Below are 25,319 nucleotides of genomic sequence, written 5' to 3' on the forward strand. Positions count from 1 at the left end.
AGAATATGCAGTGTGAAAGAAAGAATGTTGAAAGGCTCTCGCCAGACATCGCTGCAAACTATATTAATGCCTATGGTCAGTTGCAGGATATTGAATTAGATATCCAGCAAAAGTTGTTTGATGCTATGGGGGGGGAGGCCCCCCATTTAAAACAACAAAGTCTGCCTTTGCCAACCGTAAAAGTCATTCGTGAGAATGATGAAATCAGTATCGCCATTCAAGGGAGTGGCGAGTTTCAATGGGTGTTTGAAACGGAAAATCAGCAATGCCAACACCAAGGAAATGTGTTGGCTGGGCATCCGCTAGTGTTGCCTGCAAATCTTACTGTGGGTTACCACAGTTTGCTCCTTAAGCAGCAAGAAAAGCAATGGCATTGTACGGTGATTGTGGCACCAAAGCGTTGTTATATACCGGCTGAAATTGAGAAGGGCAAAAAGCTGTGGGGCGCGAATATTCAGCTCTATACATTACGATCAAACCGTAATTGGGGGATTGGTGACTTTGGTGATCTTCAGCATTTAGTCGGGGAAATAGCGACTCGAGGCGGTAGCTTTGTGGGCTTAAACCCCATTCACTCATTATTTCCAGCAAACCCAGAAAGTGCCAGCCCATACAGCCCATCTTCACGTAGTTGGCTCAATATTATCTATATTGATGTGGATTCGGTTGCTGACTTTCAATTAAGTGAGCAAGGAAAGCGCTGGTGGGATTTAGCGGAAACGCAGGCTCGTTTACACTCCGCTAGAACGAGTGATCTTGTTGACTATTCGACGGTTACTGAATTAAAACTAACGGCATTAACCTTTGCTTGGCAACAATTTTCATTACGAGAGAAAGCAGACTCATTACGTTTAGCTTTTGAACAGTTTGTCGATGAACGTGGTGAGAGTTTATATTGGCAAGCCGCCTTTGATGCACTACATGCGACCTTGATGGCGCAAAACGAAGCTTATTGGGGATGGCCTGTTTGGCCTGAGGAGTATCGCCATGCAGACTCTCCATCAGTAAAACAATTTTGCACAGAACATCAAGATGAAATCGCATTTTGGTCGTGGTTGCAATGGTTGGCATGGCAGCAATTTTCTGACTGTTGGCAACGTTGCCGTGATGCCAATATGCCAATAGGTTTATACCGAGATTTAGCCGTTGGTGTTACCCAAGGAGGGGCTGAGACGTGGTTCGACAGCAAGTTATATTGTACTCAAGCCTCTACTGGTGCTCCGCCTGATATCTTAGGGCCGCTAGGGCAAAATTGGGGAGTGGCGCCTTTTAACCCATACACCTTAGTAGAACGTGCTTATGCGCCTTTTATCGACTTAATACGTGCAAATATGGAAAATTGCGGGGCATTGCGTATTGATCATGTGATGTCATTATTACGTCTTTGGTGGGTGCCCGAAGGAGAAAGCGCAGCGCGTGGCGCCTATGTGCGTTATCCCGTGGATGATCTTCTGGCTATCTTGGCATTAGAAAGTCAGCGTATGAAGTGCATGGTTATTGGCGAAGATCTTGGTATCGTCCCTGAGGAAATCGTCAGTAAACTGCATGACTATGGTGTGTTTTCATACAAAGTGTTGTGGTTTGAGCATGACGACCAACGTCAAGCCCGACCTCCTGAAATGTGGGCGGAGCAAGCGATGGCTGTCATATCGACACATGATATGGCAACACTAAAAGGATATTGGGAAGGGCATGACTTTGTATTGGGTGAGCAATTAGGTCTTTATCCCGATGCCAACATGTTAGCTCACCTAAGACAGGATCGCGAGGCGGTAAAACAGGGCTTGTTAACCGCGTTAAGGTCGAGAAACACGGATAATCCACTTGCGAACGGGCATTTATCGGCAGATGAAGTATCACAAGATCTTGTCGAGCAATTACATCGTTTTGTCGCGGGCTCAAGCAGTGCATTATTGGGGTTACAACCGGAAGATTGGTTAGGAATAAAGGAGCCCGTAAATATCCCCGGAACCAGTTATGAATACCCTAACTGGCGCCGTAAGCTCACGAATACTTTAGAAGAGATGTTTGCCAGTCAGCACGTTAATCGCTTAATCGAAGAGGTGGATAAACAACGTAACCCTTTGAGTTAACTTTTATTTTTTTTTGGTGGATATGTCCTGTTGTTGGGGCATATCCATTCAAAACGCGACATTTCTTATTTTTTGCCCGCTACGAGTATAACGCAATCACCGAGATAGCAAAGGTGCAACATTTTACCCATTGTTAAGAATGTGCTAGCGGTGTGCGCTAATAATTAAAAAAGGTGAATAGCGATTAAAAATTTCAGCTTCTGGTTTTGCCAATAGGGCTTCATTAATGACTTTGGGCTCTTTAAGTGCATCGATAACAAATCCTGCGTTGAGTAACCCCATAATATAACTTTCGACAGTTCGGTGATATTTAATGACGTTATCAACAAACCATGAGGTATGACGTATAGATTCATCCTGATAATTATCGACAGGCATACAGATAAACTCACCAGACTCATTTTTCATAAATGAAGATGCATGAGCCGTACACATTGGATGTTCAACCGAAAATATAAATTTCCCGCCCTCTTTGAGGTGAGAATAGACCTCGCTTGCAAGCTGATTAAAGTTTTCGATATAGTGGATTGCAAGAGAGGAAATAATAAAGTCAAAATGTTCAACGAATGTCATAGGATCAGTCATTGACGCATGAATATACTCAATATCATCAGTATGGGTCAGCTTTTTGGCTTGTTCTATCATGTTACTTGAAAGCTCAATACCGTAAACTTTTTTCGCCCCTTTACTGTGCGCATACCGTGCAAAATCACCAAAGCCAGATCCCAAGTCGAGAACGATTTTACCTTTTAAATCAGGTAATAGCGCCCTTAGTGCCGGCTCTTCCATGATGCCATTAAGACCTGTATCATTGACTCTTAATGCTTGATAATTTTTAAAGAAAATGGGGTCATCATAAATATTTTGTTCTTTCATGGGGAGTCTCTGCATCGTTATCAATTATCTTCAATCTATTACCACTGATCACCACTGCGAAAGTCACAATAGAGTGGTTGGGAAAAATCAATTGTTTTATCTTTTGTCCATCCAAAAACACCGCCTTCTTCATCAATGGAATGAATGTAAGAGCCTTGTTTGAGCTCATAGAGCTTCCCTTCCCAAACATGCCATCCAACCGATTGATATAAATGGCGGCCTTCTTCAGAAGCAGATAACAGCCCGAGTTGATAACAATTAGCGATTATCTCATTAGTTTCTAACATGAGTTGTCGACCAATACCTTGGCGGCGGTAGTTATCTAAGACCGCCATAGCTTCGACATAGCCTACTGTGACGGGCTGATGACCTAATGCCATATTGCGCTGAACAATGGAAACGTGGCCAACAATATGTTGTTGGTCATAAGCTAAAATATGCATGCCACCTAAAGCGTGCTGAAAGTCATCTCGAGAAAAATCACTGTCAAAGCTTTGGTATAACAAAGTGTAGATTGTAGTGGTTTAATAAATTTGGCCACCTGAACAGAGGTGATATGCTTACCTCAGAACAACACAGGTGCCTTAATGAAAAAACGAAATTTCAGTGCAGAATTCAGACGTGAATCAGCTCAGCTGGTTGTGGATCAGAACTATACAGTTGCAGATGCCGCGAAAGCCATGAATGTCGGGCTTTCCACCTTGACGCGGTGGGTAAAGCAATTACGGGACGAACGGGCAGGCAAAACACCGAAAGCATCCCCTATCACGCCGGAACAAATTGAGATACGTGAGCTGAAGAAAAAAATTCAACGTATTGAAATGGAAAACGAAATATTAAAAAAGGCTACCGCGCTCTTGATGTCAGACTCCCTGAACAGGTCTCGGTGATCGGGAAACTCAGAGCGCATTATCCTGTGGCCACTCTTTGCTGCGTGTTCGGAGTTCACCGCAGCAGCTATAGATACCGGGAAAACCGGCCTGACAATCCGGACGGCAGGAGAGCCGTATTACGTAGTCAGGTTCAGGAGCTGCACGGCCTCAGTCATGGCTCAGCAGGAGCAAGAAGTATCGCTGTAATGGCAACACACAGGGGCTTCCGGATGGGACGATGGCTTGCCGGACGGCTAATGAAGGAGATGGGGCTGGTGAGCTGTCAGCAGCCTGTTCACCGGTATAAACGTGGCGGTCATGAACACATTGCTATCCCGAACCACCTTGAGCGACAGTTCGCAGTGACAGAGCCCAATCAGGTATGGTGCGGCGACGTAACGTATATCTGGACCGGTAAATGCTGGGCATACCTGGCCGTTGTACTCGACCTGTTCGCAAGGAAACCCGTGGGCTGGGCAATGTCATTTTCACCGGACAGCAAACTGACCACCAAAGCGCTGAAAATGGCATGGGAAATACGAAATAAGCCATCCGGGCTCATGTTCCACAGTGATCAGGGTAGCCACTATACAAGCAGGCAGTTCCGACAGTTACTGTGGCGATACCGGATAAAACAAAGTATGAGTAGGCGTGGTAACTGCTGGGATAACAGTCCGATGGAGCGCTTCTTCAGAAGTCTGAAAAATGAGTGGGTGCCGGTGACCGGCTACATCAGCTTCAGTGAAGCAGCCCATGCAATAACGGATTATATCGTCGGGTATTACAGCGAGGTCAGGCCGCATGAATATAACGGTGGATTACCACCAAACGAATCAGAAAACCAATACCGGAAAAACTCTAAAACCGTGGCCAATTTTAGTTGACCACTACACTGAATACTCGCAGATAGCCTGATGCATATGCTCATAGAGCTCAATTTTTTTTCCAAATGAACGTGAACAAATGATTTGCTCTTTAGTTTTTGCTACTTCTTCAAGCTCGATGCAAGATTCACCGTTCAGCTCTCTCACAGTGCGTTCTACAACCACACCGAATGTTTTACGGATCATGGTTGTTTCAGCCCTAGCCAAATCAAGCGCTGTAACTATTCCCATAGCATTTAGCCGGTTACTTATTTTTCTACCCACACCCCATACTTCATTAACAGGCACAAGGGACATGAGCCTTTTCTGACGTGAAGTAGCACTCAAATCGACTACACCGCCTGTTTTGGTCCATGTTTTAGCAGCATGGTTTGCCAGTTTAGCCAGTGTTTTAGTTTGAGCAAAACCAACACCGACAGGTACATGAGCAATCTGCAAAATTCGTTGTTGTATCTTGCGACCGTAATCTTCTAACGGGAAATTTCTAAGCATACCGGTCATATCAAGGAATTGTTCGTCAATACTATATGTTTCTACTCGTGGGGCAAAACCTGATAGTGTGTCCATTACGCGGTTGCTGATGTCAGCATAAAGAGTGTAATTACTACTAAAAACCTGAATGTCATGCTTTTTGACCAGTGACTGAATCTCAAAGTATAGAGCCCCCATTTTGATCCCAAGCAACTTCACTTCCTTGGAACGTGCAATGACACAACCATCATTGTTTGATAAAACAATAACCGGCTTATTGGCAATATCAGGGCGAAAAATCCGCTCACAACTGGCGTAGAAACTGTTTACATCAACTAAGGCAAACATTATCTCGCCTTGTGGATAATGTAAGTCACAGTGCCGAATATACTCAATTCTTCACCCTCACTGATGTATATCGGTGAGTAGTTGCTGTTCATGGGTATAAGGGCAATAACAGGGCTGGTTTGTAGTCGTTTTATCGTAAACTCTCCATCGAGAGAAGCAATGACGATATCTCCATGTTTTGCATCAATCGAACTATCTACTATGACGATATCTCCATCTAGGGGGAACCGCAGAATTCGGAAAAAATCGTACGCTAAGCTAACGGTGTTCTCGTGACAGCTCTTTGACTAGGCTTTCTAAGGCCATTCTGATAGCCCTGACTTCCTGAAAAGCCATGGCTAAAATTTGTGCGGCTAAAAGGGATAACCGATGGTAAAGTAAGTTATCCCTGTCGAGATACTGAAAAGCGTTATCCTCGTTTTTCCCAAAACTGTTTTGCCAGTTCGCTCAGAGCGCTAGTTAACTGAGCGACAGATTTCGCACTTTGCAAATTATTCTGCCCGGTCTGTACATTGGTATCAGCAGCATCGCGTATATTGATAATACTGCGGTTTATGTCTTCACTTACTGCTCCCTGCTGCTCGACCGCAGTCGCTATTTGCGCGTTCATGTCGGTAATTTCGTTAACGCGTTGGCCAATTCCATCAAGAGCTGTAGCTGCGGCACTGTTGCAAATAGTCGGTGGTGATAAACTTATCATCCCCTTTTGCTGATGGAGCTGCACATGAACCCATTCAAAGGCCGGCATTTTCAGCGTGACATCATTCTGTGGGCCGTACGCTGGTACTGCAAATACGGCATCAGTTACCGTGAGCTGCAGGAGATGCTGGCTGAACGCGGAGTGAATGTCGATCACTCCACGATTTACCGCTGGGTTCAGCGTTATGCGCCTGAAATGGAAAAACGGCTGCGCTGGTACTGGCGTAACCCTTCCGATCTTTGCCCGTGGCACATGGATGAAACCTACGTGAAGGTCAATGGCCGCTGGGCGTATCTGTACCGGGCCGTCGACAGCCGGGGCCGCACTGTCGATTTTTATCTCTCCTCCCGTCGTAACAGCAAAGCTGCATACCGGTTTCTGGGTAAAATCCTCAACAACGTGAAGAAGTGGCAGATCCCGCGATTCATCAACACGGATAAAGCGCCCGCCTATGGTCGCGCGCTTGCTCTGCTCAAACGCGAAGGCCGGTGCCCGTCTGACGTTGAACACCGACAGATTAAGTACCGGAACAACGTGATTGAATGCGATCATGGCAAACTGAAACGGATAATCGGCGCCACGCTGGGATTTAAATCCATGAAGACGGCTTACGCCACCATCAAAGGTATTGAGGTGATGCGTGCACTACGCAAAGGCCAGGCCTCAGCATTTTATTATGGTGATCCCCTGGGCGAAATGCGCCTGGTAAGCAGAGTTTTTGAAATGTAAGGCCTTTGAATAAGACAAAAGGCTGCCTCATCGCTAACTTTGCAACAGTGCCGTGCGACGAGCAGCAGCACCAGGAGCAGAAGCACGTCGAGAAAAAGCAACAGCAGATCGAGCAGCGCCCACGGCGGGCCGCTCGCATCGGATAAGTCGAAAAATCCGGCTAAAGTGGCCGAGCTGCACATCAGGCCGCGCGGTTTTCCTCCCTGATCGCCGGCGCGGTTTCTTCCTCCCTGAACCGCATGCAGACTTGCCGCCTCGGACACCCCGAGGCGGTTTTTTTTCGCCTCGCTCGAGCATCGCCGCATCCGACGATGCCGAGACGACCAGGCCGCGCACGTCGAGCTGCAGCATCGCCATTGCCGACGATGGCACCAGGTCGCCGGCGGTGGCCACCGACCTCGAGCTCGCATCGCCACATCCGACGATGCGCGCCGGCGTCGACCATCGCCAGGTCTGACGATGGCGGCCGCCCTGCCCTGGATCTCGCATCGCCATTTCTGGCGATGAGATCCACGGAGCGGCCATTTAGACCCGCCAATAACGACCCGGCCAAGATAAATCGCATGACGGCCTTTTTGGCCGGGGGTAGCATGACCGGACACTTTGCGTATGCCCAAAGGAGCCCGCAAGTATGCGCAGGACGAAGCCAGTAGCCGCGCCGATGGTGGCGCGGGTCTATCTGCGCGTCAGCACCGACGCGCAGGACTTGGAACGCCAAGAGGCGATCACTACGGCCGCGAAGGCCGCCGGCTACTACGTCGCCGGCATCTACCGTGAGAAGGCATCCGGCGCACGCGCCGACCGGCCTGAGCTGCTGCGCATGATCGGCGACCTACAGCCCGGCGAGGTGGTCATTGCCGAGAAGATCGACCGCATCAGCCGCCTACCTTTGCCCGAGGCCGAGCGCCTGGTGGCCTCGATACAGGCCAAAGGCGCAAGCCTGGCCGTCCCTGGCGTGGTCGATCTATCCGACCTGGCGGCCGAGGCCCAGGGCGTCGCCAAGATCGTGCTGGAAGCCGTGCAGATCATGCTTTTTCGCCTGGCCTTGCAGATGGCCCGCGACGACTACGAGGACAGGCGCGAACGCCAGCGCCAAGGCATTGAGTTGGCCCGCCAGGCCGGGCGGTACAAGGGCCGCCGTGCTGATCCGAAGCGCCGCGCCCAAGTTGTCGCGCTGCGCAAGTCCGGCTACAGCATCAACAAGACCGCCGAGCTGGCCGGGTACAGTGCGGCCCAGGTGAAACGGATATGGGCCGAGGTCAGCCAGGCCGAAGCGAAGCAGCACGGCGCGTTCGTGGAGGACGCATTGACGGAAGCCGATGCCCTGGCCGCTGTCGGCCAGGATGAGCGCCAGGAGGAAAGGGCATGAAGAAGCCGAACCAAGACGACGAGCCGTTTTTCATCACCGAGGAGATTGCGGCCGAAATGATCGCCGGCGGCTATGAGTTCGAGCTGCCGCCCATTCCTTGCACCATCCGCCTACGCGACGTGCTGGAGCGCATGACCGATGCTGAGCTAGCATTGCAGCCGGGCGAGATCGCCGACCAGGAGCGTGAACGCTGCCGGCGCAAGCCGTGTTCAACCTCATGATCTGGTCATGGTATTTTTCATGGCACTGAGCCTGATAGTTCTTGCAAATTGTTGTCACTAAAGGGTTTTGTGTGCTTGTTTACAATCGAGTGGGAGTGACGGGCACTGGCTGGCAATGTCTAGCAACGGCAGGCATTTCGGCTGAGGGTAAAAGAACTTTCCGCTAAGCGATAGACTGTATGTAAACACAGTATTGCAAGGACGCGGAACATGCCTCATGTGGCGGCCAGGACGGCCAGCCGGGATCGGGATACTGGTCGTTACCAGAGCCACCGACCCGAGCAAACCCTTCTCTATCAGATCGTTGACGAGTATTACCCGGCATTCGCTGCGCTTATGGCAGAGCAGGGAAAGGAATTGCCGGGCTATGTGCAACGGGAATTTGAAGAATTTCTCCAATGCGGGCGGCTGGAGCATGGCTTTCTACGGGTTCGCTGCGAGTCTTGCCACGCCGAGCACCTGGTCGCTTTCAGCTGTAAGCGTCGCGGTTTCTGCCCGAGCTGTGGGGCGCGGCGGATGGCCGAAAGTGCCGCCTTGCTGGTTGATGAAGTACTGCCTGAACAACCCATGCGTCAGTGGGTGTTGAGCTTCCCGTTTCAGCTGCGTTTCCTGTTTGCCAGCCGGCCCGAGATCATGGGGTGGGTGCTGGGCATCGTTTACCGCGTCATTGCCACGCACCTGGTCAAGAAAGCGGGCCATACCCACCAAGTGGCCAAGACGGGCGCGGTCACCCTGATCCAGCGTTTTGGATCGGCGCTCAATCTGAATGTTCACTTCCACATGCTGTTTCTCGACGGTGTGTATGTCGAGCAATCCCACGGCTCAGCGCGTTTCCGCTGGGTCAAGGCGCCGACCAGCCCAGAGCTCACCCAGCTGACGCACACCATCGCCCACCGGGTGGGTCGCTATCTGGAACGGCAAGGCCTGCTGGAACGGGATGTCGAAAACAGCTATCTGGCCTCGGATGCGGTGGATGACGACCCGATGACACCCCTGCTGGGGCACTCGATCACTTACCGTATCGCTGTCGGTTCACAGGCGGGGCGAAAGGTGTTCACTTTGCAAACTCTGCCGACCAGTGGTGATCCGTTCGGTGACGGGATTGGCAAGGTAGCCGGGTCCAGCCTGCACGCCGGCGTGGCGGCCAGGGCCGATGAACGCAAGAAGCTCGAACGGCTGTGCCGGTACATCAGCCGCCCGGCGGTATCCGAGAAGCGGCTGTCGTTAACACGAGGCGGCAACGTGCGCTACCAGCTCAAGACGCCGTACCGGGACGGCACCACGCACGTCATTTTCGAACCATTGGATTTCATTGCAAGGCTGGCCGCCCTGGTACCGAAGCCCAGAGTCAACCTAACCCGCTTCCACGGGGTGTTCGCACCCAACAGTCGGCACCGGGCGTTGGTCACGCCGGCAAAACGGGGCAGGGGCAACAAGGTCAGGGTGGCTGATGAACCGGCAACACCAGCACAACGGCGAGCGTCGATGACATGGGCGCAACGGCTCAAGCGTGTTTTCAATATCGACATCGAGACCTGCAGCGGCTGCGGCGGCGCCATGAAAGTCATCGCCTGCATTGAAGACCCTATAGTGATCAAGCAGATCCTTGATCACCTGAAGCACAAAGCCGAAACCAGCGGGACCAGGGCGTTACCCGAAAGCCGGGCGCCACCGGCTGAGCTGCTCCTGGGTCTGTTTGACTGACGAGCCTGAAGGCCAACGATACCAATCAAAATGCTGCGTTCACAGCGCCGCGGCAGGGATCCGCCGTGCTGGTTGTCGGAAAAGGAGCCGCTAGTGGGAAAGAGGAGGGTAAATTTTCAGCGTTGCTGGCTCCCCGTCAGCCGGATTGGGTTGCATCGCAGGGGTGTCGAAAGAGTCAACTGCGGTCCAAAGCTGTTGGACTTGGGTGAAAAGGGCGTTTATTCTTCCTATACGTGCCGCGTTCCAGGCGGCGACTATGAGGGCTATGTCGATGCCCATGTGCGCCGGCTGGAGGCGCTACGCCGGGCCGGTATCGTCGAGCGGATCGACGCCGACCAATGGCGCATCCCCGATGATCTGGTCAGCCGTGCCGCCGCCCATGACGCCGGCCGAGACAGTCAGGCCAGCGTTCGCGTCCTTTCCCCGGTCGATCTGAACAAACAGATCGGATCGGACGGCGCGACCTGGCTGGACCGGCGGCTGATCCACGGCGAGACGGCCGACCTTGCGCCAACCGGCTTCGGGCAACAAGTCCGCGAAGCCATGGACCAGCGCCGCGAGCACCATATCGAACAGGGCGACGCCACCCGCAGCCGGGACAGCCGCGTCTTCTACCGGCGCAACCTTCTCGCCATCCTGCGGGAGCGCGAGGTAGCCGGCGTCGGATCGGATATGGCTTTGAGTAAGGGCCTGCCGTTCCGCGCCGCCACGGACGGCGAGAGCGTCAGCGGCAAGTTTACCGGAACCGTGCATCTATCGAGCGGCAAGTTCGCCGTGGTCGAGAAATCCCATGAGTTCACCCTTGTCCCGTGGCGGCCGATCATCGACCGCCAACTCGGCCGCGAGGTTATGGGCATCGTGCAGGGCGGGTCGGTGTCGTGGCAGTTAGGGCGGCAGAGGGGGCTGGAACGCTGAGTGCGCCCATGCCGCATTGCGAAGCAAAAGATAATCGGATAAAATGTAGCAATTCATATTCGTAAGCGTGGAGTAATCAGATGGGAAATTCCAAGTCAGCAGACAAGTAAGCCGCAACAACCAGTATTGTTGTTGCGGCGCTCTGTAAGGCTAGTCTCATCTGATTGCTGACGAGCAGACGTCGCCCGGTATTCCTTAATCGAGGGTTGATTCGTCATGACCACCACACGCCCCGCGTGGGCCTATACGCTGCCGGCAGCACTGCTGCTGATGGCTCCTTTCGACATCCTCGCTTCACTGGCGATGGATATTTATCTCCCTGTCGTTCCAGCGATGCCCGGCATCCTGAACACGACGCCCGCTATGATCCAACTCACGTTGAGCCTCTATATGGTGATGCTCGGCGTGGGCCAGGTGATTTTTGGTCCGCTCTCAGACAGAATCGGGCGACGGCCAATTCTACTTGCGGGCGCAACGGCTTTCGTCATTGCGTCTCTGGGAGCAGCTTGGTCTTCAACTGCACCGGCCTTTGTCGCTTTCCGTCTACTTCAAGCAGTGGGCGCGTCGGCCATGCTGGTGGCGACGTTCGCGACGGTTCGCGACGTTTATGCCAACCGTCCTGAGGGTGTCGTCATCTACGGCCTTTTCAGTTCGATGCTGGCGTTCGTGCCTGCGCTCGGCCCTATCGCCGGAGTATTGATCGGCGAGTTCTTGGGATGGCAGGCGATATTCATTACTTTGGCTATACTGGCGATGCTCGCACTCCTAAATGCGGGTTTCAGGTGGCACGAAACCCGCCCTCTGGATCAAGTCAAGACGCGCCGATCTGTCTTGCCGATCTTCGCGAGTCCGGCTTTTTGGGTTTACACTGTCGGCTTTAGCGCCGGTATGGGCACCTACTTCGTCTTCTTCTCGACGGCTCCCCGTGTGCTCATAGGCCAAGCGGAATATTCCGAGATCGGATTCAGCTTTGCCTTCGCCACTGTCGCGCTTGTAATGATCGTGACAACCCGTTTCGCGAAGTCCTTTGTCGCCAGATGGGGCATCGCAGGATGCGTGGCGCGTGGGATGGCGTTGCTTGTTTGCGGAGCGGTCCTGTTGGGGATCGGCGAACTTTACGGCTCGCCGTCATTCCTCACCTTCATCCTACCGATGTGGGTTGTCGCGGTCGGTATTGTCTTCACGGTGTCCGTTACCGCGAACGGCGCTTTGGCAGAGTTCGACGACATCGCGGGATCAGCGGTCGCGTTCTACTTCTGCGTTCAAAGCCTGATAGTCAGCATTGTCGGGACATTGGCGGTGGCACTTTTAAACGGTGACACAGCGTGGCCCGTGATCTGTTACGCCACGGCGATGGCGGTACTGGTTTCGTTGGGGCTGGTGCTCCTTCGGCTCCGTGGGGCTGCCACCGAGAAGTCGCCAGTCGTCTAACCGACGACTGGTAGCAGGCCCGCTCCGATGCGGCGCACTAACCATCGAAACCTCGTGAATGTCGGTATCCTGTCTGGCAGGATACCGCTCATTTCCCTTGTTCAGTTCATCGCCGTCGCCGAGCATCTGAATTTTCGGCATGCGGCCAAGGCACTTGGTATCAGCCAGTCGAGCGTCAGCGCGCGTGTGAAAGCGCTGGAGGATAACCTTGGTGTCCTGCTATTTGAGCGCCATGCGCGGGGCGTTCGGCTAACAGACGCAGGCAGGCACTTCATGGAGCGTGTCACGGCGGGTGTCGATCAACTCGATCACGCAGTGAAGACCGCGGAGTGACGGGCACTGGCTGGCAATGTCTAGCAACGGCAGGCATTTCGGCTGAGGGTAAAAGAACTTTCCGCTAAGCGATAGACTGTATGTAAACACAGTATTGCAAGGACGCGGAACATGCCTCATGTGGCGGCCAGGACGGCCAGCCGGGATCGGGATACTGGTCGTTACCAGAGCCACCGACCCGAGCAAACCCTTCTCTATCAGATCGTTGACGAGTATTACCCGGCATTCGCTGCGCTTATGGCAGAGCAGGGAAAGGAATTGCCGGGCTATGTGCAACGGGAATTTGAAGAATTTCTCCAATGCGGGCGGCTGGAGCATGGCTTTCTACGGGTTCGCTGCGAGTCTTGCCACGCCGAGCACCTGGTCGCTTTCAGCTGTAAGCGTCGCGGTTTCTGCCCGAGCTGTGGGGCGCGGCGGATGGCCGAAAGTGCCGCCTTGCTGGTTGATGAAGTACTGCCTGAACAACCCATGCGTCAGTGGGTGTTGAGCTTCCCGTTTCAGCTGCGTTTCCTGTTTGCCAGCCGGCCCGAGATCATGGGGTGGGTGCTGGGCATCGTTTACCGCGTCATTGCCACGCACCTGGTCAAGAAAGCGGGCCATACCCACCAAGTGGCCAAGACGGGCGCGGTCACCCTGATCCAGCGTTTTGGATCGGCGCTCAATCTGAATGTTCACTTCCACATGCTGTTTCTCGACGGTGTGTATGTCGAGCAATCCCACGGCTCAGCGCGTTTCCGCTGGGTCAAGGCGCCGACCAGCCCAGAGCTCACCCAGCTGACGCACACCATCGCCCACCGGGTGGGTCGCTATCTGGAACGGCAAGGCCTGCTGGAACGGGATGTCGAAAACAGCTATCTGGCCTCGGATGCGGTGGATGACGACCCGATGACACCCCTGCTGGGGCACTCGATCACTTACCGTATCGCTGTCGGTTCACAGGCGGGGCGAAAGGTGTTCACTTTGCAAACTCTGCCGACCAGTGGTGATCCGTTCGGTGACGGGATTGGCAAGGTAGCCGGGTTCAGCCTGCACGCCGGCGTGGCGGCCAGGGCCGATGAACGCAAGAAGCTCGAACGGCTGTGCCGGTACATCAGCCGCCCGGCGGTATCCGAGAAGCGGCTGTCGTTAACACGAGGCGGCAACGTGCGCTACCAGCTCAAGACGCCGTACCGGGACGGCACCACGCACGTCATTTTCGAACCATTGGATTTCATTGCAAGGCTGGCCGCCCTGGTACCGAAGCCCAGAGTCAACCTAACCCGCTTCCACGGGGTGTTCGCACCCAACAGTCGGCACCGGGCGTTGGTCACGCCGGCAAAACGGGGCAGGGGCAACAAGGTCAGGGTGGCTGATGAACCGGCAACACCAGCACAACGGCGAGCGTCGATGACATGGGCGCAACGGCTCAAGCGTGTTTTCAATATCGACATCGAGACCTGCAGCGGCTGCGGCGGCGCCATGAAAGTCATCGCCTGCATTGAAGACCCTATAGTGATCAAGCAGATCCTTGATCACCTGAAGCACAAAGCCGAAACCAGCGGGACCAGGGCGTTACCCGAAAGCCGGGCGCCACCGGCTGAGCTGCTCCTGGGTCTGTTTGACTGACGAGCCTGAAGGCCAACGATACCAATCAAAATGCTGCGTTCACAGCGCCGCGGCAGGGATCCGCCGTGCTGGTTGTCGGAAAAGGAGCCGCTAGTGGGAAAGAGGAGGGTAAATTTTCAGCGTTGCTGGCTCCCCGTCAGCCGGATTGGGTTGCATCGCAGGGGTGTCGAAAGAGTCAACTGCGGTCCAAAGCTGTTGGACTTGGGTGAAAAGGGCGTTTATTCTTCCTATACGTTGTCGGCAGCGGGCCAAAAAGGAATACGTCCATGCCCATCGAGGTGAAACCGGCTGTGAGCGCGGGTTCAAGCATATAGCCCGACAGGCGCGTATCCTTGCCGATCACGACACGATGGCGGTGGTCACCGCGACGAAAGACACGGCCAGCCGCCATGCCGACGCGCAAGGCGGTTTCCGCCGTCATCGCGCCTTCGTTGGCTTTGCCACGAATACCGTCTGTGCCGAAATATTTGCGCACCATAAGGTCGATTATCCTGTCGTCGGGTCGCCCTCAAAGGGGACATGCCTGCTGAACCGCGAATATAGAGAAATATCCCGAATGTGCAGTTAACGAATTCTTGCGGTTTCTTTCAGCGCCGCCAATACCGCCAGCCCGTCGCGCAAGGGGCGCGGCTCGTGTGTGCGGATGAAGTCAGCTCCACCTGCGGCGGCGGCAAGCTCTGCAGCGAGTGTCGCGGCCCCGACATCCCCCGGACCACGGCCTGTGAGCGCGCGCAGAAAGGATTTGCGCGAAACAGACAGAAGCACCGGCAAATCGAAGCGCAGCCGCAATTCATCGAACCGCGCCAGCACCGAGAGCGAGGTTTCGGGAGCAGCCCCCAGAAAAAACCCCATGCCGGGATCAAGGACAAGGCGGTTGCGTTTGATACCGGCACCCGTCAGCGCCGCGATGCGCGCGTCAAAGAACGCCGCAATGTGATCCATGATGTCGCCAGCGGGTGCCTCGCGCCGATCTGCCTGCCCGTCTTGCACCGAATGCATAACGACGAGTTTGGCAGATGATTTCGCCAATTGCGGATAGAACGCAGCGTCTGGAAAACCGCGAATATCATTGAGATAGGCCACACCACGCGACAAGGCATAGGCTTGCGTCGCGGGTTGATAACTGTCGAGCGAGACGGGAATGCCATCTGCCTTGAGCGCGTCCAGCACCGGCGCGATACGCGCGATTTCTGTGTCGGACGAAACAGGCGCGGCGTCGGGATTGCTGGATGCCGGACCGAGGTCGATCACATCTGCCCCCTCGGCCATCAGCTTACGCGCCTGCGCAATGGCTGCGTCTGGCGCCAGATACCGGCCTCCATCGGAGAAACTGTCCGAGGTTATGTTGACGATGCCGAAAATGATGAGCGATTTATTCATGGGGGCTTCTATAATAATCTCTGTACACGACAAAAATAGATAACTCATTGAAATAATGTCACAATAATTGTTTTCTAACGACGAATACTATGACACATCTCAATGAGTTATATCTTATCTTAAACAAATCTCTAAAATGGAACAAGTCACATTTAAAGTGCTTTGCGCTCATCATGCTTGTGATTATTTTAAAGCAAACATGTAATCTTTCTTCTGCATCTAAAGCCTTGCCCATCAAGTGTTTACCACAATCATTTTATCGACGTATGCAGCGCTTCTTTGCAGGTCAGTATTTTGATTATCGTCAAATTTCTCAGTTGATTTTCAATATGTTTTCATTCGACCAAGTGCAACTGACTTTAGATAGAACCAATTGGAAATGGGGAAAACGAAATATTAATATCCTGATGCTCGCAATCGTTTATCGTGGAATAGCGATACCTATCCTTTGGACATTGCTTAATAAACGTGGAAATTCAGATACGAAAGAGCGTATTGCTTTGATTCAACGCTTTATAGCCATTTTTGGTAAAGACCGTATTGTGAATGTGTTCGCAGACAGAGAGTTTATCGGTGAGCAGTGGTTTACATGGTTAATTGAACAAGACATCAACTTCTGCATTCGTGTTAAAAAAACTTCATTGTCACCAATCATTTAGGAAAGAATCATAAAATTAGTGATTTATTTCGCCATCTTAAAGTTGGTCAAATTGAATGTCGTAAACGACGGATTTTGGTTGGTCGGGTGAAACTATATATAAGTGCACTACAGTTAGAAAATGGAGAGCTTTTACTCGTCGTTTCTCCTCAGTTTAATGCCAATGCTATTCAGGATTATGCATTACGCTGGGAAATTGAAACCTTATTCAGTTGTCTCAAAGGACGCGGGTTTAATCTTGAAAATACGCGCTTGACAGACCCTAGACGAGTGAAAAAATTGATTGCGGTGTTAGCTATAAGCTTCTGTTGGTGTTACTTAACGGGTGAATGGCAACATAATCAAAAAAAAGCGATAAAAATAAAGAAGCATGGACGACTCTCAATGAGTTTATTTCGCTATGGTTTAGACTATGTTCAAATGGCGATTCAGCGTTTAATTGGTTTTGGGAAAAAAGAAGAGTTTAAGGAAATTTTGGCAATTTTAAGAAAGCAGAATCCTGATAGGATAAGGGTTCTGTGAAATTTGTCGTGTACAGAGTATAATAATAATAATCGAGCATGAGTCTCATACGGATGCTCGGGTCGAAAGGGAATCCCCAGGCGAGTAACCTGTTTGCGGTGATCCATTAGCTGCAGGAGCAGAAGAGCATACATCTGGAAGCAAAGCCAGGAAAGCGGCCTATGGAGCTGTGCGGCAGCGCTCAGTAGGCAATTTTTCAAAATATTGTTAAGCCTTTTCTGAGCATGGTATTTTTCATGGTATTACCAATTAGCAGGAAAATAAGCCATTGAATATAAAAGATAAAAATGTCTTGTTTACAATAAAGTGGGAGTAGTAATTTCGTTACTTTGTTTAGAATTTCTTCAGAAATATTTCTTAATAAATCGTGTTTTTCAACAAGCGTAAAATTACTTTCTAAAATCTCTTGTTGTTTAGCTCGAGTTTGGGTATAAGCCCCATAATAAAATTGACGAGGATCTTTAAGCACGTACCAATCTTTCATTTGGATTACAGTACGGCCCTTATCGTAAAGATCAAATTCAGGCTGCCATAAAGGTTTGTAATGAAAATTAATTTCTTCCTGAATATCGTAGGTCGCTTCTTGATAACGTGAAGCTGGTTTATCACCAAATCTTTTTTCAATATAAGCATAAGTATTTCTTAAAGGCTTAACTGAAGATGTTTTAATATCAATTTGCATATAAATCTTCCTGATTTTTTAATAAAGACTAGAGTTTTTATTCTCTAATACCGGCCTGTCCAAATCGCCACTTCATGCGGTCATATTCAATCTTTGCAAAATCATCCGTACTTAGGTGCTGTACTTGATGGTGTGCGCAGAATTCTTCAAAAGCCTTGACTGGCATAATCATTTCTACAGCTAACTCTGGATGGGGTCGTTTGCGGGAGGGGGCGGAATCCTACGCTAAGGCTTTGGCCAGCGATATTCTCCGGTGAGATTGATGTGTTCCCATCCGAGCGGCGAAACATGGGCCAAGAGATCGGGCGATAGCAGCTTTCCATCGCGTTTCTGGTTTGCAACGACCTCGCCGAGCTTCATGGTGTTCCAGAAGATGATGATGGCGGCGAGCAGATTCATGCCGGCGATGCGGTAATGCTGGCCTTCGGCGGAACGGTCGCGGATTTCACCGCGGCGGTGGAAGCTGATTGCCCGCTTCAGCGCATGATGAGCTTCGCCTTTGTTGAGCCCGATCTGGGCACGCCGTTGGAGTTCGGCATCCAGAATCCAGTCGATCATGAACAGGGTGCGCTCGACGCGACCGACTTCCCGCAGGGCTGTCGCGAGCTCGTTCTGCCGCGGATAGGAGGCGAGTTTCCGCAGAATCTGGCTTGGCGCGACGGTCCCGGCAGCAATGGTGGCGGCGATGCGCAGGATGTCGGGCCAATTGCGCTCGATCATGGCTTGGTTGACCTTTCCGCCGATCAACGCTCGCAGGTGCGCCGGGGCGGCCGACGGATTGAACGCGTAGAGCCGTTTGGATGGCAGGTCGCGGATGCGCGGAGCGAACCGGTAGCCGAGAATGGCACATGCGGCAAAGACGTGATCGGTGAAGCCGCCCGTGTCGGTGAACTGCTCGCGGATATGGCGTCCAGCATCGTTCATCAGCAGGCCATCGAGGATGTAAGGCGCTTCGCTTGCCGTTGCAGGAATCACCTGGGTTGCGAACGGCGCATATTGGTCGGAGACGTGGCTATAGGCTTTCAGGCCCGGGGTATTGCCATATTTCGCGTTGACCAGGTTCATGGCCTCACCTTGCTCTGTAGCGACGAAGAACTGTCCGTCGCTCGAAGCCGACGTGCCCATGCCCCAGAACCGGGCCATGGGTAACGCTGCCTGTGCCTCGACCACCATGGCCAGCGCCCGGTCATAGGCTTCGCCCTCGACATGCCACCGTCCAATGCGGATCAATTCCCAGAAGGTGTGGGTGTTTGTCGCATCCGCCATTTTGCGCAAGCCGAGGTTGATCCCTTCCGCCAAGATAACGTTCATTAGCCCGATCCGGTCAGCGCAGGGTGCTCCTGTGCGCAGATGGGTGAACGCTTCGGTGAAGCCGGTCGCCGCATCCACCTCCAGCAGGAGATCGGTGATGCGCGTGGGCGGGATCTGCTTGTAGAGATCGAGCACCAGATCTTCGGCGCCTGTCGGCGCGGCGGCTTCGAGTTTCTCGATATGCAGAACGCCGTTTTCAATCGACCCGCCCGGGATCGTGCCTGCGCGAGCGGCACGGCCAAGCTCGCGCAACCGCATGTCGAGGCGAGCTTGCCGGTCTGCCAGCCATTCCTCCGGCCGCAATGGCACAGCGAGACGACCGCCTTCCGCGATGGATTGTGCCGGAACGAGTGCGTGTTTCAGATCGCCATAGCGCCGGGACCTAGTAAGCCAGACATCTCCGGAGCGGAACGCATGGCCTTGTCGCAAATTCTTCAGGTTAACTCGATGTTGACCATGGGGAGAGAAGTTGCCGCTCCTGATATTGCGGAGCGAGCCGATGATTTTGAATACCATTGCCGAAAAGCTGAAGCGCCAGTCGAAGGATGATTTCAAGGGCAGGCATTTCGAGGCCTGGCTGATTGTACAGGCGGTTGCCTGGTACTTGCGCTACCCGCTCAGCTATCGTGACTTGGAAGAGATGTTTCGCGAGCGGGGCTTCGAGGTCGATCATAGCACGATCAACCGCTGGGTATTGGCTTATGCACCTGTCATCGAGAAACGGCTGCGGCAGTTTCGTCGACCCCATTGCGGCTCGGTCCGGATTGATGAGACCTATGTCAAGATCCGCGGCAAATGGCGCTATCTGTACCGAGCCATCGATAAGCATGGCAATCCGGTGGATTTCCTGCTGACCGCTAAGCGCGATCTCGACGCTGCCAAGCGGTTCTTCCGAAAGATGCTTAAAGATGAACCCTTGTTGTCGCCGAACAGGATTGGGACGGACGGGGCCAACACCTTCCCGTCAACGATCAAAACGTCGGTTGATGATGGGCTTCTCCATCCCGATCCCGTGCATTATGTGACCAAACATCTCCAGCAGGGGATTGAGAGCGACCATTTCCGGGTGAAGAAGAACATGCCGAAGATCGGCGGTTTCCAATCCTTTAACACGGCGCGGCGAACCATCGCGGGTTTCGAGGCGATGCTGTGGCTGCGGAAGGGCTTTGGCTTTTCAGGCGGCTGGACCGTCAATGACCAGAATGATTTGCTTGCGCGCCTCTTCGGACTGCAAAAGGTTAACAAAGCATGAAAATACCGGCCTTGGCTGGGTGATAGCTGCCTCCAAAAGTGTTTGCGACACGCCCGGAACAATTCAGCCACTGCACCCATGTTCCGAGTTGGTGTGGTTTGCGGATCGTATGCCGGCATCTCGTTGCGCAAGATCTGCACCCAATCGGCAGGCACGGGCGGCGATCTCCAATCTGCGGGATCAGTCAGATCACCCGAGTGCGTGGGCATGACAATCGTGCCCTGGGGACCAACACAATCCAGAAGGGCCTGAATCACTGCGACCGGCCCTCCCGCGACCCAGCCGAGCGAGCTTAGCGAACTGTGGACGAGAACTGTGCCACCAAGCGTAAGGCCGTTCTCTCGCATTTGCCTTGCTAGGCTCGCGCGAGTTGCTGGCTGAGGCGTTCTCGAAATCAGCTCTTGTTCGGTCGGCATCTACTCTATTCCTTTGCCCTCGGACGAGTGCTGGGGCGTCGGTTTCCACTATCGGCGAGTACTTCTACACAGCCATCGGTCCAGACGGCCGCGCTTCTGCGGGCGATTTGTGTACGCCCGACAGTCCCGGCTCCGGATCGGACGATTGCGTCGCATCGACCCTGCGCCCAAGCTGCATCATCGAAATTGCCGTCAACCAAGCTCTGATAGAGTTGGTCAAGACCAATGCGGAGCATATACGCCCGGAGCCGCGGCGATCCTGCAAGCTCCGGATGCCTCCGCTCGAAGTAGCGCGTCTGCTGCTCCATACAAGCCAACCACGGCCTCCAGAAGAAGATGTTGGCGACCTCGTATTGGGAATCCCCGAACATCGCCTCGCTCCAGTCAATGACCGCTGTTATGCGGCCATTGTCCGTCAGGACATTGTTGGAGCCGAAATCCGCGTGCACGAGGTGCCGGACTTCGGGGCAGTCCTCGGCCCAAAGCATCAGCTCATCGAGAGCCTGCGCGACGGACGCACTGACGGTGTCGTCCATCACAGTTTGCCAGTGATACACATGGGGATCAGCAATCGCGCATATGAAATCACGCCATGTAGTGTATTGACCGATTCCTTGCGGTCCGAATGGGCCGAACCCGCTCGTCTGGCTAAGATCGGCCGCAGCGATCGCATCCATGGCCTCCGCGACCGGCTGCAGAACAGCGGGCAGTTCGGTTTCAGGCAGGTCTTGCAACGTGACACCCTGTGCACGGCGGGAGATGCAATAGGTCAGGCTCTCGCTGAATTCCCCAATGTCAAGCACTTCCGGAATCGGGAGCGCGGCCGATGCAAAGTGCCGATAAACATAACGATCTTTGTAGAAACCATCGGCGCAGCTATTTACCCGCAGGACATATCCACGCCCTCCTACATCGAAGCTGAAAGCACGAGATTCTTCGCCCTCCGAGAGCTGCATCAGGTCGGAGACGCTGTCGAACTTTTCGATCAGAAACTTCTCGACAGACGTCGCGGTGAGTTCAGGCTTTTTCATATCTCATTGCCCCCGGACGAGCGTCTGCTCCGCCATTCGCCGTCCGCCGTGCCAATCGGATCAGCCGTCCAAATGCGGGATTTTCGTTAGTCGGAGGCCAAACGGCATTGAGCGTCAGCATATCATCAGCGAGCTGAAGAAAGACAATCCCCGATCCGCTCCACGTGTTGCCCCAGCAATCAGCGCGACCTTGCCCCTCCAACGTCATCTCGTTCTCCGCTCATGAGCTCAGCCAATCGACTGGCGAGCGGCATCGCATTCTTCGCATCCCGCCTCTGGCGGATGCAGGAAGATCAACGGATCTCGGCCCAGTTGACCCAGGGCTGTCGCCACAATGTCGCGGGAGCGAATCAACCGAGCAAAGGCATGACCGACTGGACCTTCCTTCTGAAGGCTCTTCTCCTTGAGCCACCTGTCCGCCAAGGCAAAGCGCTCACAGCAGTGGTCATTCTCGAGATAATCGACGCGTACCAACTTGCCATCCTGAAGAATGGTGCAGTGTCTCGGCACCCCATAGGGAACCTTTGCCATCAACTCGGCAAGATGCAGCGTCGTGTTGGCATCGTGTCCCACGCCGAGGAGAAGTACCTGCCCATCGAGTTCATGGACACGGGCGACCGGGCTTGCAGGCGAGTGAGGTGGCAGGGGCAATGGATCAGAGATGATCTGCTCTGCCTGTGGCCCCGCTGCCGCAAAGGCAAATGGATGGGCGCTGCGCTTTACATTTGGCAGGCGCCAGAATGTGTCAGAGACAACTCCAAGGTCCGGTGTAACGGGCGACGTGGCAGGATCGAACGGCTCGTCGTCCAGACCTGACCACGAGGGCATGACGAGCGTCCCTCCCGGACCCAGCGCAGCACGCAGGGCCTCGATCAGTCCAAGTGGCCCATCTTCGAGGGGCCGGACGCTACGGAAGGAGCTGTGGACCAGCAGCACACCGCCGGGGGTAACCCCAAGGTTGAGAAGCTGACCGATGAGCTCGGCTTTTCGCCATTCGTATTGCACGACATTGCACTCCACCGCTGATGACATCAGTCGATCATAGCACGATCAACGGCACTGTTGCAAATAGTCGGTGGTGATAAACTTATCATCCCCTTTTGCTGATGGAGCTGCACATGAACCCATTCAAAGGCCGGCATTTTCAGCGTGACATCATTCTGTGGGCCGTACGCTGGTACTGCAAATACGGCATCAGTTACCGTGAGCTGCAGGAGATGCTGGCTGAACGCGGAGTGAATGTCGATCACTCCACGATTTACCGCTGGGTTCAGCGTTATGCGCCTGAAATGGAAAAACGGCTGCGCTGGTACTGGCGTAACCCTTCCGATCTTTGCCCGTGGCACATGGATGAAACCTACGTGAAGGTCAATGGCCGCTGGGCGTATCTGTACCGGGCCGTCGACAGCCGGGGCCGCACTGTCGATTTTTATCTCTCCTCCCGTCGTAACAGCAAAGCTGCATACCGGTTTCTGGGTAAAATCCTCAACAACGTGAAGAAGTGGCAGATCCCGCGATTCATCAACACGGATAAAGCGCCCGCCTATGGTCGCGCGCTTGCTCTGCTCAAACGCGAAGGCCGGTGCCCGTCTGACGTTGAACACCGACAGATTAAGTACCGGAACAACGTGATTGAATGCGATCATGGCAAACTGAAACGGATAATCGGCGCCACGCTGGGATTTAAATCCATGAAGACGGCTTACGCCACCATCAAAGGTATTGAGGTGATGCGTGCACTACGCAAAGGCCAGGCCTCAGCATTTTATTATGGTGATCCCCTGGGCGAAATGCGCCTGGTAAGCAGAGTTTTTGAAATGTAAGGCCTTTGAATAAGACAAAAGGCTGCCTCATCGCTAACTTTGCAACAGTGCCTTTAAGCGTGCATAATAAGCCCTACACAAATTGGGAGTTAGACATCATGAGCAACGCAAAAACAAAGTTAGGCATCACAAAGTACAGCATCGTGACCAACAGCAACGATTCCGTCACACTGCGCCTCATGACTGAGCATGACCTTGCGATGCTCTATGAGTGGCTAAATCGATCTCATATCGTCGAGTGGTGGGGCGGAGAAGAAGCACGCCCGACACTTGCTGACGTACAGGAACAGTACTTGCCAAGCGTTTTAGCGCAAGAGTCCGTCACTCCATACATTGCAATGCTGAATGGAGAGCCGATTGGGTATGCCCAGTCGTACGTTGCTCTTGGAAGCGGGGACGGACGGTGGGAAGAAGAAACCGATCCAGGAGTACGCGGAATAGACCAGTTACTGGCGAATGCATCACAACTGGGCAAAGGCTTGGGAACCAAGCTGGTTCGAGCTCTGGTTGAGTTGCTGTTCAATGATCCCGAGGTCACCAAGATCCAAACGGACCCGTCGCCGAGCAACTTGCGAGCGATCCGATGCTACGAGAAAGCGGGGTTTGAGAGGCAAGGTACCGTAACCACCCCATATGGTCCAGCCGTGTACATGGTTCAAACACGCCAGGCATTCGAGCGAACACGCAGTGATGCCTAACCCTTCCATCGAGGGGGACGTCCAAGGGCTGGCGCCCTTGGCCGCCCCTCATGTCAAACGTTGGGCGAACCCGGAGCCTCATTAATTGTTAGCCGTTAAAATTAAGCCCTTTACCAAACCAATACTTATTATGAAAAACACAATACATATCAACTTCGCTATTTTTTTAATAATTGCAAATATTATCTACAGCAGCGCCAGTGCATCAACAGATATCTCTACTGTTGCATCTCCATTATTTGAAGGAACTGAAGGTTGTTTTTTACTTTACGATGCATCCACAAACGCTGAAATTGCTCAATTCAATAAAGCAAAGTGTGCAACGCAAATGGCACCAGATTCAACTTTCAAGATCGCATTATCACTTATGGCATTTGATGCGGAAATAATAGATCAGAAAACCATATTCAAATGGGATAAAACCCCCAAAGGAATGGAGATCTGGAACAGCAATCATACACCAAAGACGTGGATGCAATTTTCTGTTGTTTGGGTTTCGCAAGAAATAACCCAAAAAATTGGATTAAATAAAATCAAGAATTATCTCAAAGATTTTGATTATGGAAATCAAGACTTCTCTGGAGATAAAGAAAGAAACAACGGATTAACAGAAGCATGGCTCGAAAGTAGCTTAAAAATTTCACCAGAAGAACAAATTCAATTCCTGCGTAAAATTATTAATCACAATCTCCCAGTTAAAAACTCAGCCATAGAAAACACCATAGAGAACATGTATCTACAAGATCTGGATAATAGTACAAAACTGTATGGGAAAACTGGTGCAGGATTCACAGCAAATAGAACCTTACAAAACGGATGGTTTGAAGGGTTTATTATAAGCAAATCAGGACATAAATATGTTTTTGTGTCCGCACTTACAGGAAACTTGGGGTCGAATTTAACATCAAGCATAAAAGCCAAGAAAAATGCGATCACCATTCTAAACACACTAAATTTATAAAAAATCTAATGGCAAAATCGCCCAACCCTTCAAT

General features: G+C 52.7%; 25 protein-coding genes and 4 pseudogenes. 15 read left to right on the plus strand and 14 right to left on the minus strand.

Annotated elements, in window-relative coordinates; translation table 11 throughout:
* The first annotated feature begins 5 nt into the window (after positions 1-5).
* Complete coding sequence (gene malQ / locus P3L56_RS21080) at positions 6-2,093, plus strand: 4-alpha-glucanotransferase (protein WP_094963189.1); 2,088 nt, start codon at positions 6-8, stop codon at positions 2,091-2,093.
* A 144-nt stretch (positions 2,094-2,237) separates the two neighbouring features.
* Here malQ and P3L56_RS21085 read toward each other — a convergent pair whose 3' ends face one another.
* Both P3L56_RS21085 and P3L56_RS21090 read right to left on the minus strand, forming a co-directional pair.
* Complete coding sequence (locus P3L56_RS21085; protein ID WP_172412311.1) at positions 2,238-2,969, minus strand: class I SAM-dependent methyltransferase; 732 nt, start codon at positions 2,967-2,969, stop codon at positions 2,238-2,240.
* Between the two features lie 38 nt (positions 2,970-3,007).
* Positions 3,008-3,484 (minus strand): GNAT family N-acetyltransferase, encoded by a 477-nt coding sequence (locus P3L56_RS21090; protein ID WP_272680491.1) that lies wholly within the window; start codon positions 3,482-3,484, stop codon positions 3,008-3,010.
* A 72-nt stretch (positions 3,485-3,556) separates the two neighbouring features.
* Here P3L56_RS21090 and P3L56_RS21095 point away from each other — a divergent pair.
* Positions 3,557-4,725 (plus strand): IS3 family transposase gene (locus tag P3L56_RS21095; protein WP_094963256.1). Its coding sequence is split into 2 segments (ribosomal slippage): positions 3,557-3,806 and positions 3,806-4,725, totalling 1,170 coding nucleotides; the frame shifts between segments, so codons are not numbered across the junction.
* A 9-nt stretch (positions 4,726-4,734) separates the two neighbouring features.
* Here P3L56_RS21095 and P3L56_RS21100 read toward each other — a convergent pair.
* The 3 genes and pseudogenes from P3L56_RS21100 to P3L56_RS21110 form a co-directional block, all read right to left on the minus strand.
* Positions 4,735-5,544: pseudogene (locus P3L56_RS21100) on the minus strand (DNA polymerase V subunit UmuC); the annotation flags it as partial.
* Positions 5,544-5,780, minus strand: a complete 237-nt coding sequence (locus P3L56_RS21105; protein WP_214192967.1) for a S24 family peptidase — start codon at positions 5,778-5,780, stop codon at positions 5,544-5,546. The pseudogene P3L56_RS21100 and the gene P3L56_RS21105, both read right to left, overlap by 1 nt.
* A 173-nt stretch (positions 5,781-5,953) precedes the next feature.
* On the minus strand, positions 5,954-6,244 hold the full coding sequence (locus P3L56_RS21110; RefSeq protein WP_033557184.1) for a hypothetical protein: 291 nt from the start codon (positions 6,242-6,244) through the stop codon (positions 5,954-5,956).
* A 24-nt stretch (positions 6,245-6,268) separates the two neighbouring features.
* Here P3L56_RS21110 and P3L56_RS21115 point away from each other — a divergent pair, with 24 nt between their 5' ends.
* The 8 genes from P3L56_RS21115 (at position 6,269) to P3L56_RS21150 (ending at position 14,551) form a co-directional block, all read left to right on the plus strand.
* On the plus strand, positions 6,269-6,973 hold the full coding sequence (locus P3L56_RS21115) for an IS6-like element IS26 family transposase (RefSeq protein ID WP_001067855.1): 705 nt from the start codon (positions 6,269-6,271) through the stop codon (positions 6,971-6,973).
* A gap of 631 nt (positions 6,974-7,604) precedes the next feature.
* Positions 7,605-8,342 (plus strand): recombinase family protein, encoded by a 738-nt coding sequence (locus P3L56_RS21120; protein ID WP_001446887.1) that lies wholly within the window; start codon positions 7,605-7,607, stop codon positions 8,340-8,342.
* Positions 8,339-8,563, plus strand: coding sequence for a hypothetical protein (locus P3L56_RS21125; protein WP_000743213.1), 225 nt, complete (start codon positions 8,339-8,341; stop codon positions 8,561-8,563). Before P3L56_RS21120 ends, P3L56_RS21125 begins: the two co-directional genes overlap by 4 nt.
* Before the next feature lie 210 nt (positions 8,564-8,773).
* Positions 8,774-10,267, plus strand: a complete 1,494-nt coding sequence (locus P3L56_RS21130) for an IS91-like element ISVsa3 family transposase (protein WP_001120888.1) — start codon at positions 8,774-8,776, stop codon at positions 10,265-10,267.
* A 30-nt stretch (positions 10,268-10,297) separates the two neighbouring features.
* The gene (locus P3L56_RS21135; protein WP_001447541.1) at positions 10,298-11,182 is read left to right on the plus strand and encodes a DUF3363 domain-containing protein; all 885 of its coding nucleotides are present in this window, start codon (positions 10,298-10,300) and stop codon (positions 11,180-11,182) included.
* 216 nt (positions 11,183-11,398) lie between these two features.
* A complete protein-coding gene (gene floR / locus P3L56_RS21140) occupies positions 11,399-12,613 on the plus strand; it encodes a chloramphenicol/florfenicol efflux MFS transporter FloR (RefSeq protein ID WP_000214122.1) in 1,215 nt (404 codons plus the stop codon).
* A gap of 27 nt (positions 12,614-12,640) precedes the next feature.
* Complete coding sequence (locus P3L56_RS21145) at positions 12,641-12,946, plus strand: LysR family transcriptional regulator (RefSeq protein WP_001255015.1); 306 nt, start codon at positions 12,641-12,643, stop codon at positions 12,944-12,946.
* Positions 12,947-13,057: 111 nt separating this feature from the next.
* The gene (locus P3L56_RS21150; protein ID WP_015344975.1) at positions 13,058-14,551 is read left to right on the plus strand and encodes an IS91-like element ISVsa3 family transposase; all 1,494 of its coding nucleotides are present in this window, start codon (positions 13,058-13,060) and stop codon (positions 14,549-14,551) included.
* A 235-nt stretch (positions 14,552-14,786) separates the two neighbouring features.
* On the opposite strand, the pseudogene glmM reads toward P3L56_RS21150, so the two are convergent.
* Positions 14,787-15,029: pseudogene (glmM, locus tag P3L56_RS21155) on the minus strand (phosphoglucosamine mutase); the annotation flags it as partial.
* A gap of 86 nt (positions 15,030-15,115) precedes the next feature.
* Positions 15,116-15,931 carry a sulfonamide-resistant dihydropteroate synthase Sul2 gene (gene sul2 / locus P3L56_RS21160; protein WP_001043260.1) on the minus strand — a complete coding sequence of 272 codons (816 nt, stop codon included), beginning with the start codon at positions 15,929-15,931 and terminating at the stop codon, positions 15,116-15,118.
* Positions 15,932-16,020: 89 nt separating this feature from the next.
* On the opposite strand from sul2, the gene P3L56_RS21165 reads away from it, so the two are divergent.
* Positions 16,021-17,111 (plus strand): IS4-like element ISAba1 family transposase gene (locus P3L56_RS21165; protein WP_085940648.1). Its coding sequence is split into 2 segments (ribosomal slippage): positions 16,021-16,561 and positions 16,561-17,111, totalling 1,092 coding nucleotides; the frame shifts between segments, so codons are not numbered across the junction.
* A gap of 196 nt (positions 17,112-17,307) precedes the next feature.
* Here P3L56_RS21165 and P3L56_RS21170 read toward each other — a convergent pair.
* The 3 genes and pseudogenes from P3L56_RS21170 to P3L56_RS21175 all read right to left on the minus strand — a co-directional run.
* Positions 17,308-17,793, minus strand: a complete 486-nt coding sequence (locus tag P3L56_RS21170) for a hypothetical protein (protein ID WP_006581703.1) — start codon at positions 17,791-17,793, stop codon at positions 17,308-17,310.
* Positions 17,794-17,830: 37 nt separating this feature from the next.
* Positions 17,831-17,965: a phenol hydroxylase subunit gene (locus tag P3L56_RS22660; protein WP_223231885.1), complete on the minus strand. Its 135-nt coding sequence runs from the start codon at positions 17,963-17,965 to the stop codon at positions 17,831-17,833.
* A 53-nt stretch (positions 17,966-18,018) separates the two neighbouring features.
* Positions 18,019-19,518 (minus strand): annotated as a pseudogene (locus tag P3L56_RS21175) (Tn3 family transposase); the annotation flags it as partial.
* 85 nt (positions 19,519-19,603) lie between these two features.
* On the opposite strand from P3L56_RS21175, the gene P3L56_RS21180 reads away from it, so the two are divergent.
* Positions 19,604-20,356, plus strand: a complete 753-nt coding sequence (locus P3L56_RS21180; RefSeq protein ID WP_000602738.1) for an IS6 family transposase — start codon at positions 19,604-19,606, stop codon at positions 20,354-20,356.
* A gap of 110 nt (positions 20,357-20,466) precedes the next feature.
* Here P3L56_RS21180 and P3L56_RS21185 read toward each other — a convergent pair.
* The 4 genes and pseudogenes from P3L56_RS21185 to aac(3)-IVa all read right to left on the minus strand — a co-directional run.
* Positions 20,467-20,772, minus strand: a pseudogene (locus P3L56_RS21185) (AAC(3) family N-acetyltransferase); the annotation flags it as partial.
* 5 nt (positions 20,773-20,777) lie between these two features.
* Complete coding sequence (gene aph(4)-Ia / locus P3L56_RS21190; RefSeq protein WP_000742814.1) at positions 20,778-21,803, minus strand: aminoglycoside O-phosphotransferase APH(4)-Ia; 1,026 nt, start codon at positions 21,801-21,803, stop codon at positions 20,778-20,780.
* Positions 21,790-21,924, minus strand: a complete 135-nt coding sequence (locus P3L56_RS21195; RefSeq protein WP_257468680.1) for a hypothetical protein — start codon at positions 21,922-21,924, stop codon at positions 21,790-21,792. Before P3L56_RS21195 ends, aph(4)-Ia begins: the two co-directional genes overlap by 14 nt.
* Positions 21,925-22,031: 107 nt before the next feature.
* The gene (gene aac(3)-IVa, locus P3L56_RS21200) at positions 22,032-22,808 is read right to left on the minus strand and encodes an aminoglycoside N-acetyltransferase AAC(3)-IVa (RefSeq protein ID WP_001199192.1); all 777 of its coding nucleotides are present in this window, start codon (positions 22,806-22,808) and stop codon (positions 22,032-22,034) included.
* Positions 22,809-22,921: 113 nt separating this feature from the next.
* On the opposite strand from aac(3)-IVa, the gene P3L56_RS21205 reads away from it, so the two are divergent.
* The 3 genes from P3L56_RS21205 to P3L56_RS21215 all read left to right on the plus strand — a co-directional run bounded on the left by P3L56_RS21205 (position 22,922) and on the right by P3L56_RS21215 (position 25,285).
* On the plus strand, positions 22,922-23,626 hold the full coding sequence (locus tag P3L56_RS21205; RefSeq protein WP_001067855.1) for an IS6-like element IS26 family transposase: 705 nt from the start codon (positions 22,922-22,924) through the stop codon (positions 23,624-23,626).
* A 143-nt stretch (positions 23,627-23,769) separates the two neighbouring features.
* Positions 23,770-24,324, plus strand: coding sequence for a fluoroquinolone-acetylating aminoglycoside 6'-N-acetyltransferase AAC(6')-Ib-cr5 (locus P3L56_RS21210; protein ID WP_063840321.1), 555 nt, complete (start codon positions 23,770-23,772; stop codon positions 24,322-24,324).
* Between the two features lie 130 nt (positions 24,325-24,454).
* A complete protein-coding gene (locus tag P3L56_RS21215; protein WP_001334766.1) occupies positions 24,455-25,285 on the plus strand; it encodes an oxacillin-hydrolyzing class D beta-lactamase OXA-1 in 831 nt (276 codons plus the stop codon).
* Positions 25,286-25,319 lie beyond the last annotated feature (34 nt).

This window comes from Providencia sp. PROV024 (genome assembly GCF_032709665.1).
GTDB lineage: Bacteria > Pseudomonadota > Gammaproteobacteria > Enterobacterales > Enterobacteriaceae > Providencia > Providencia huashanensis.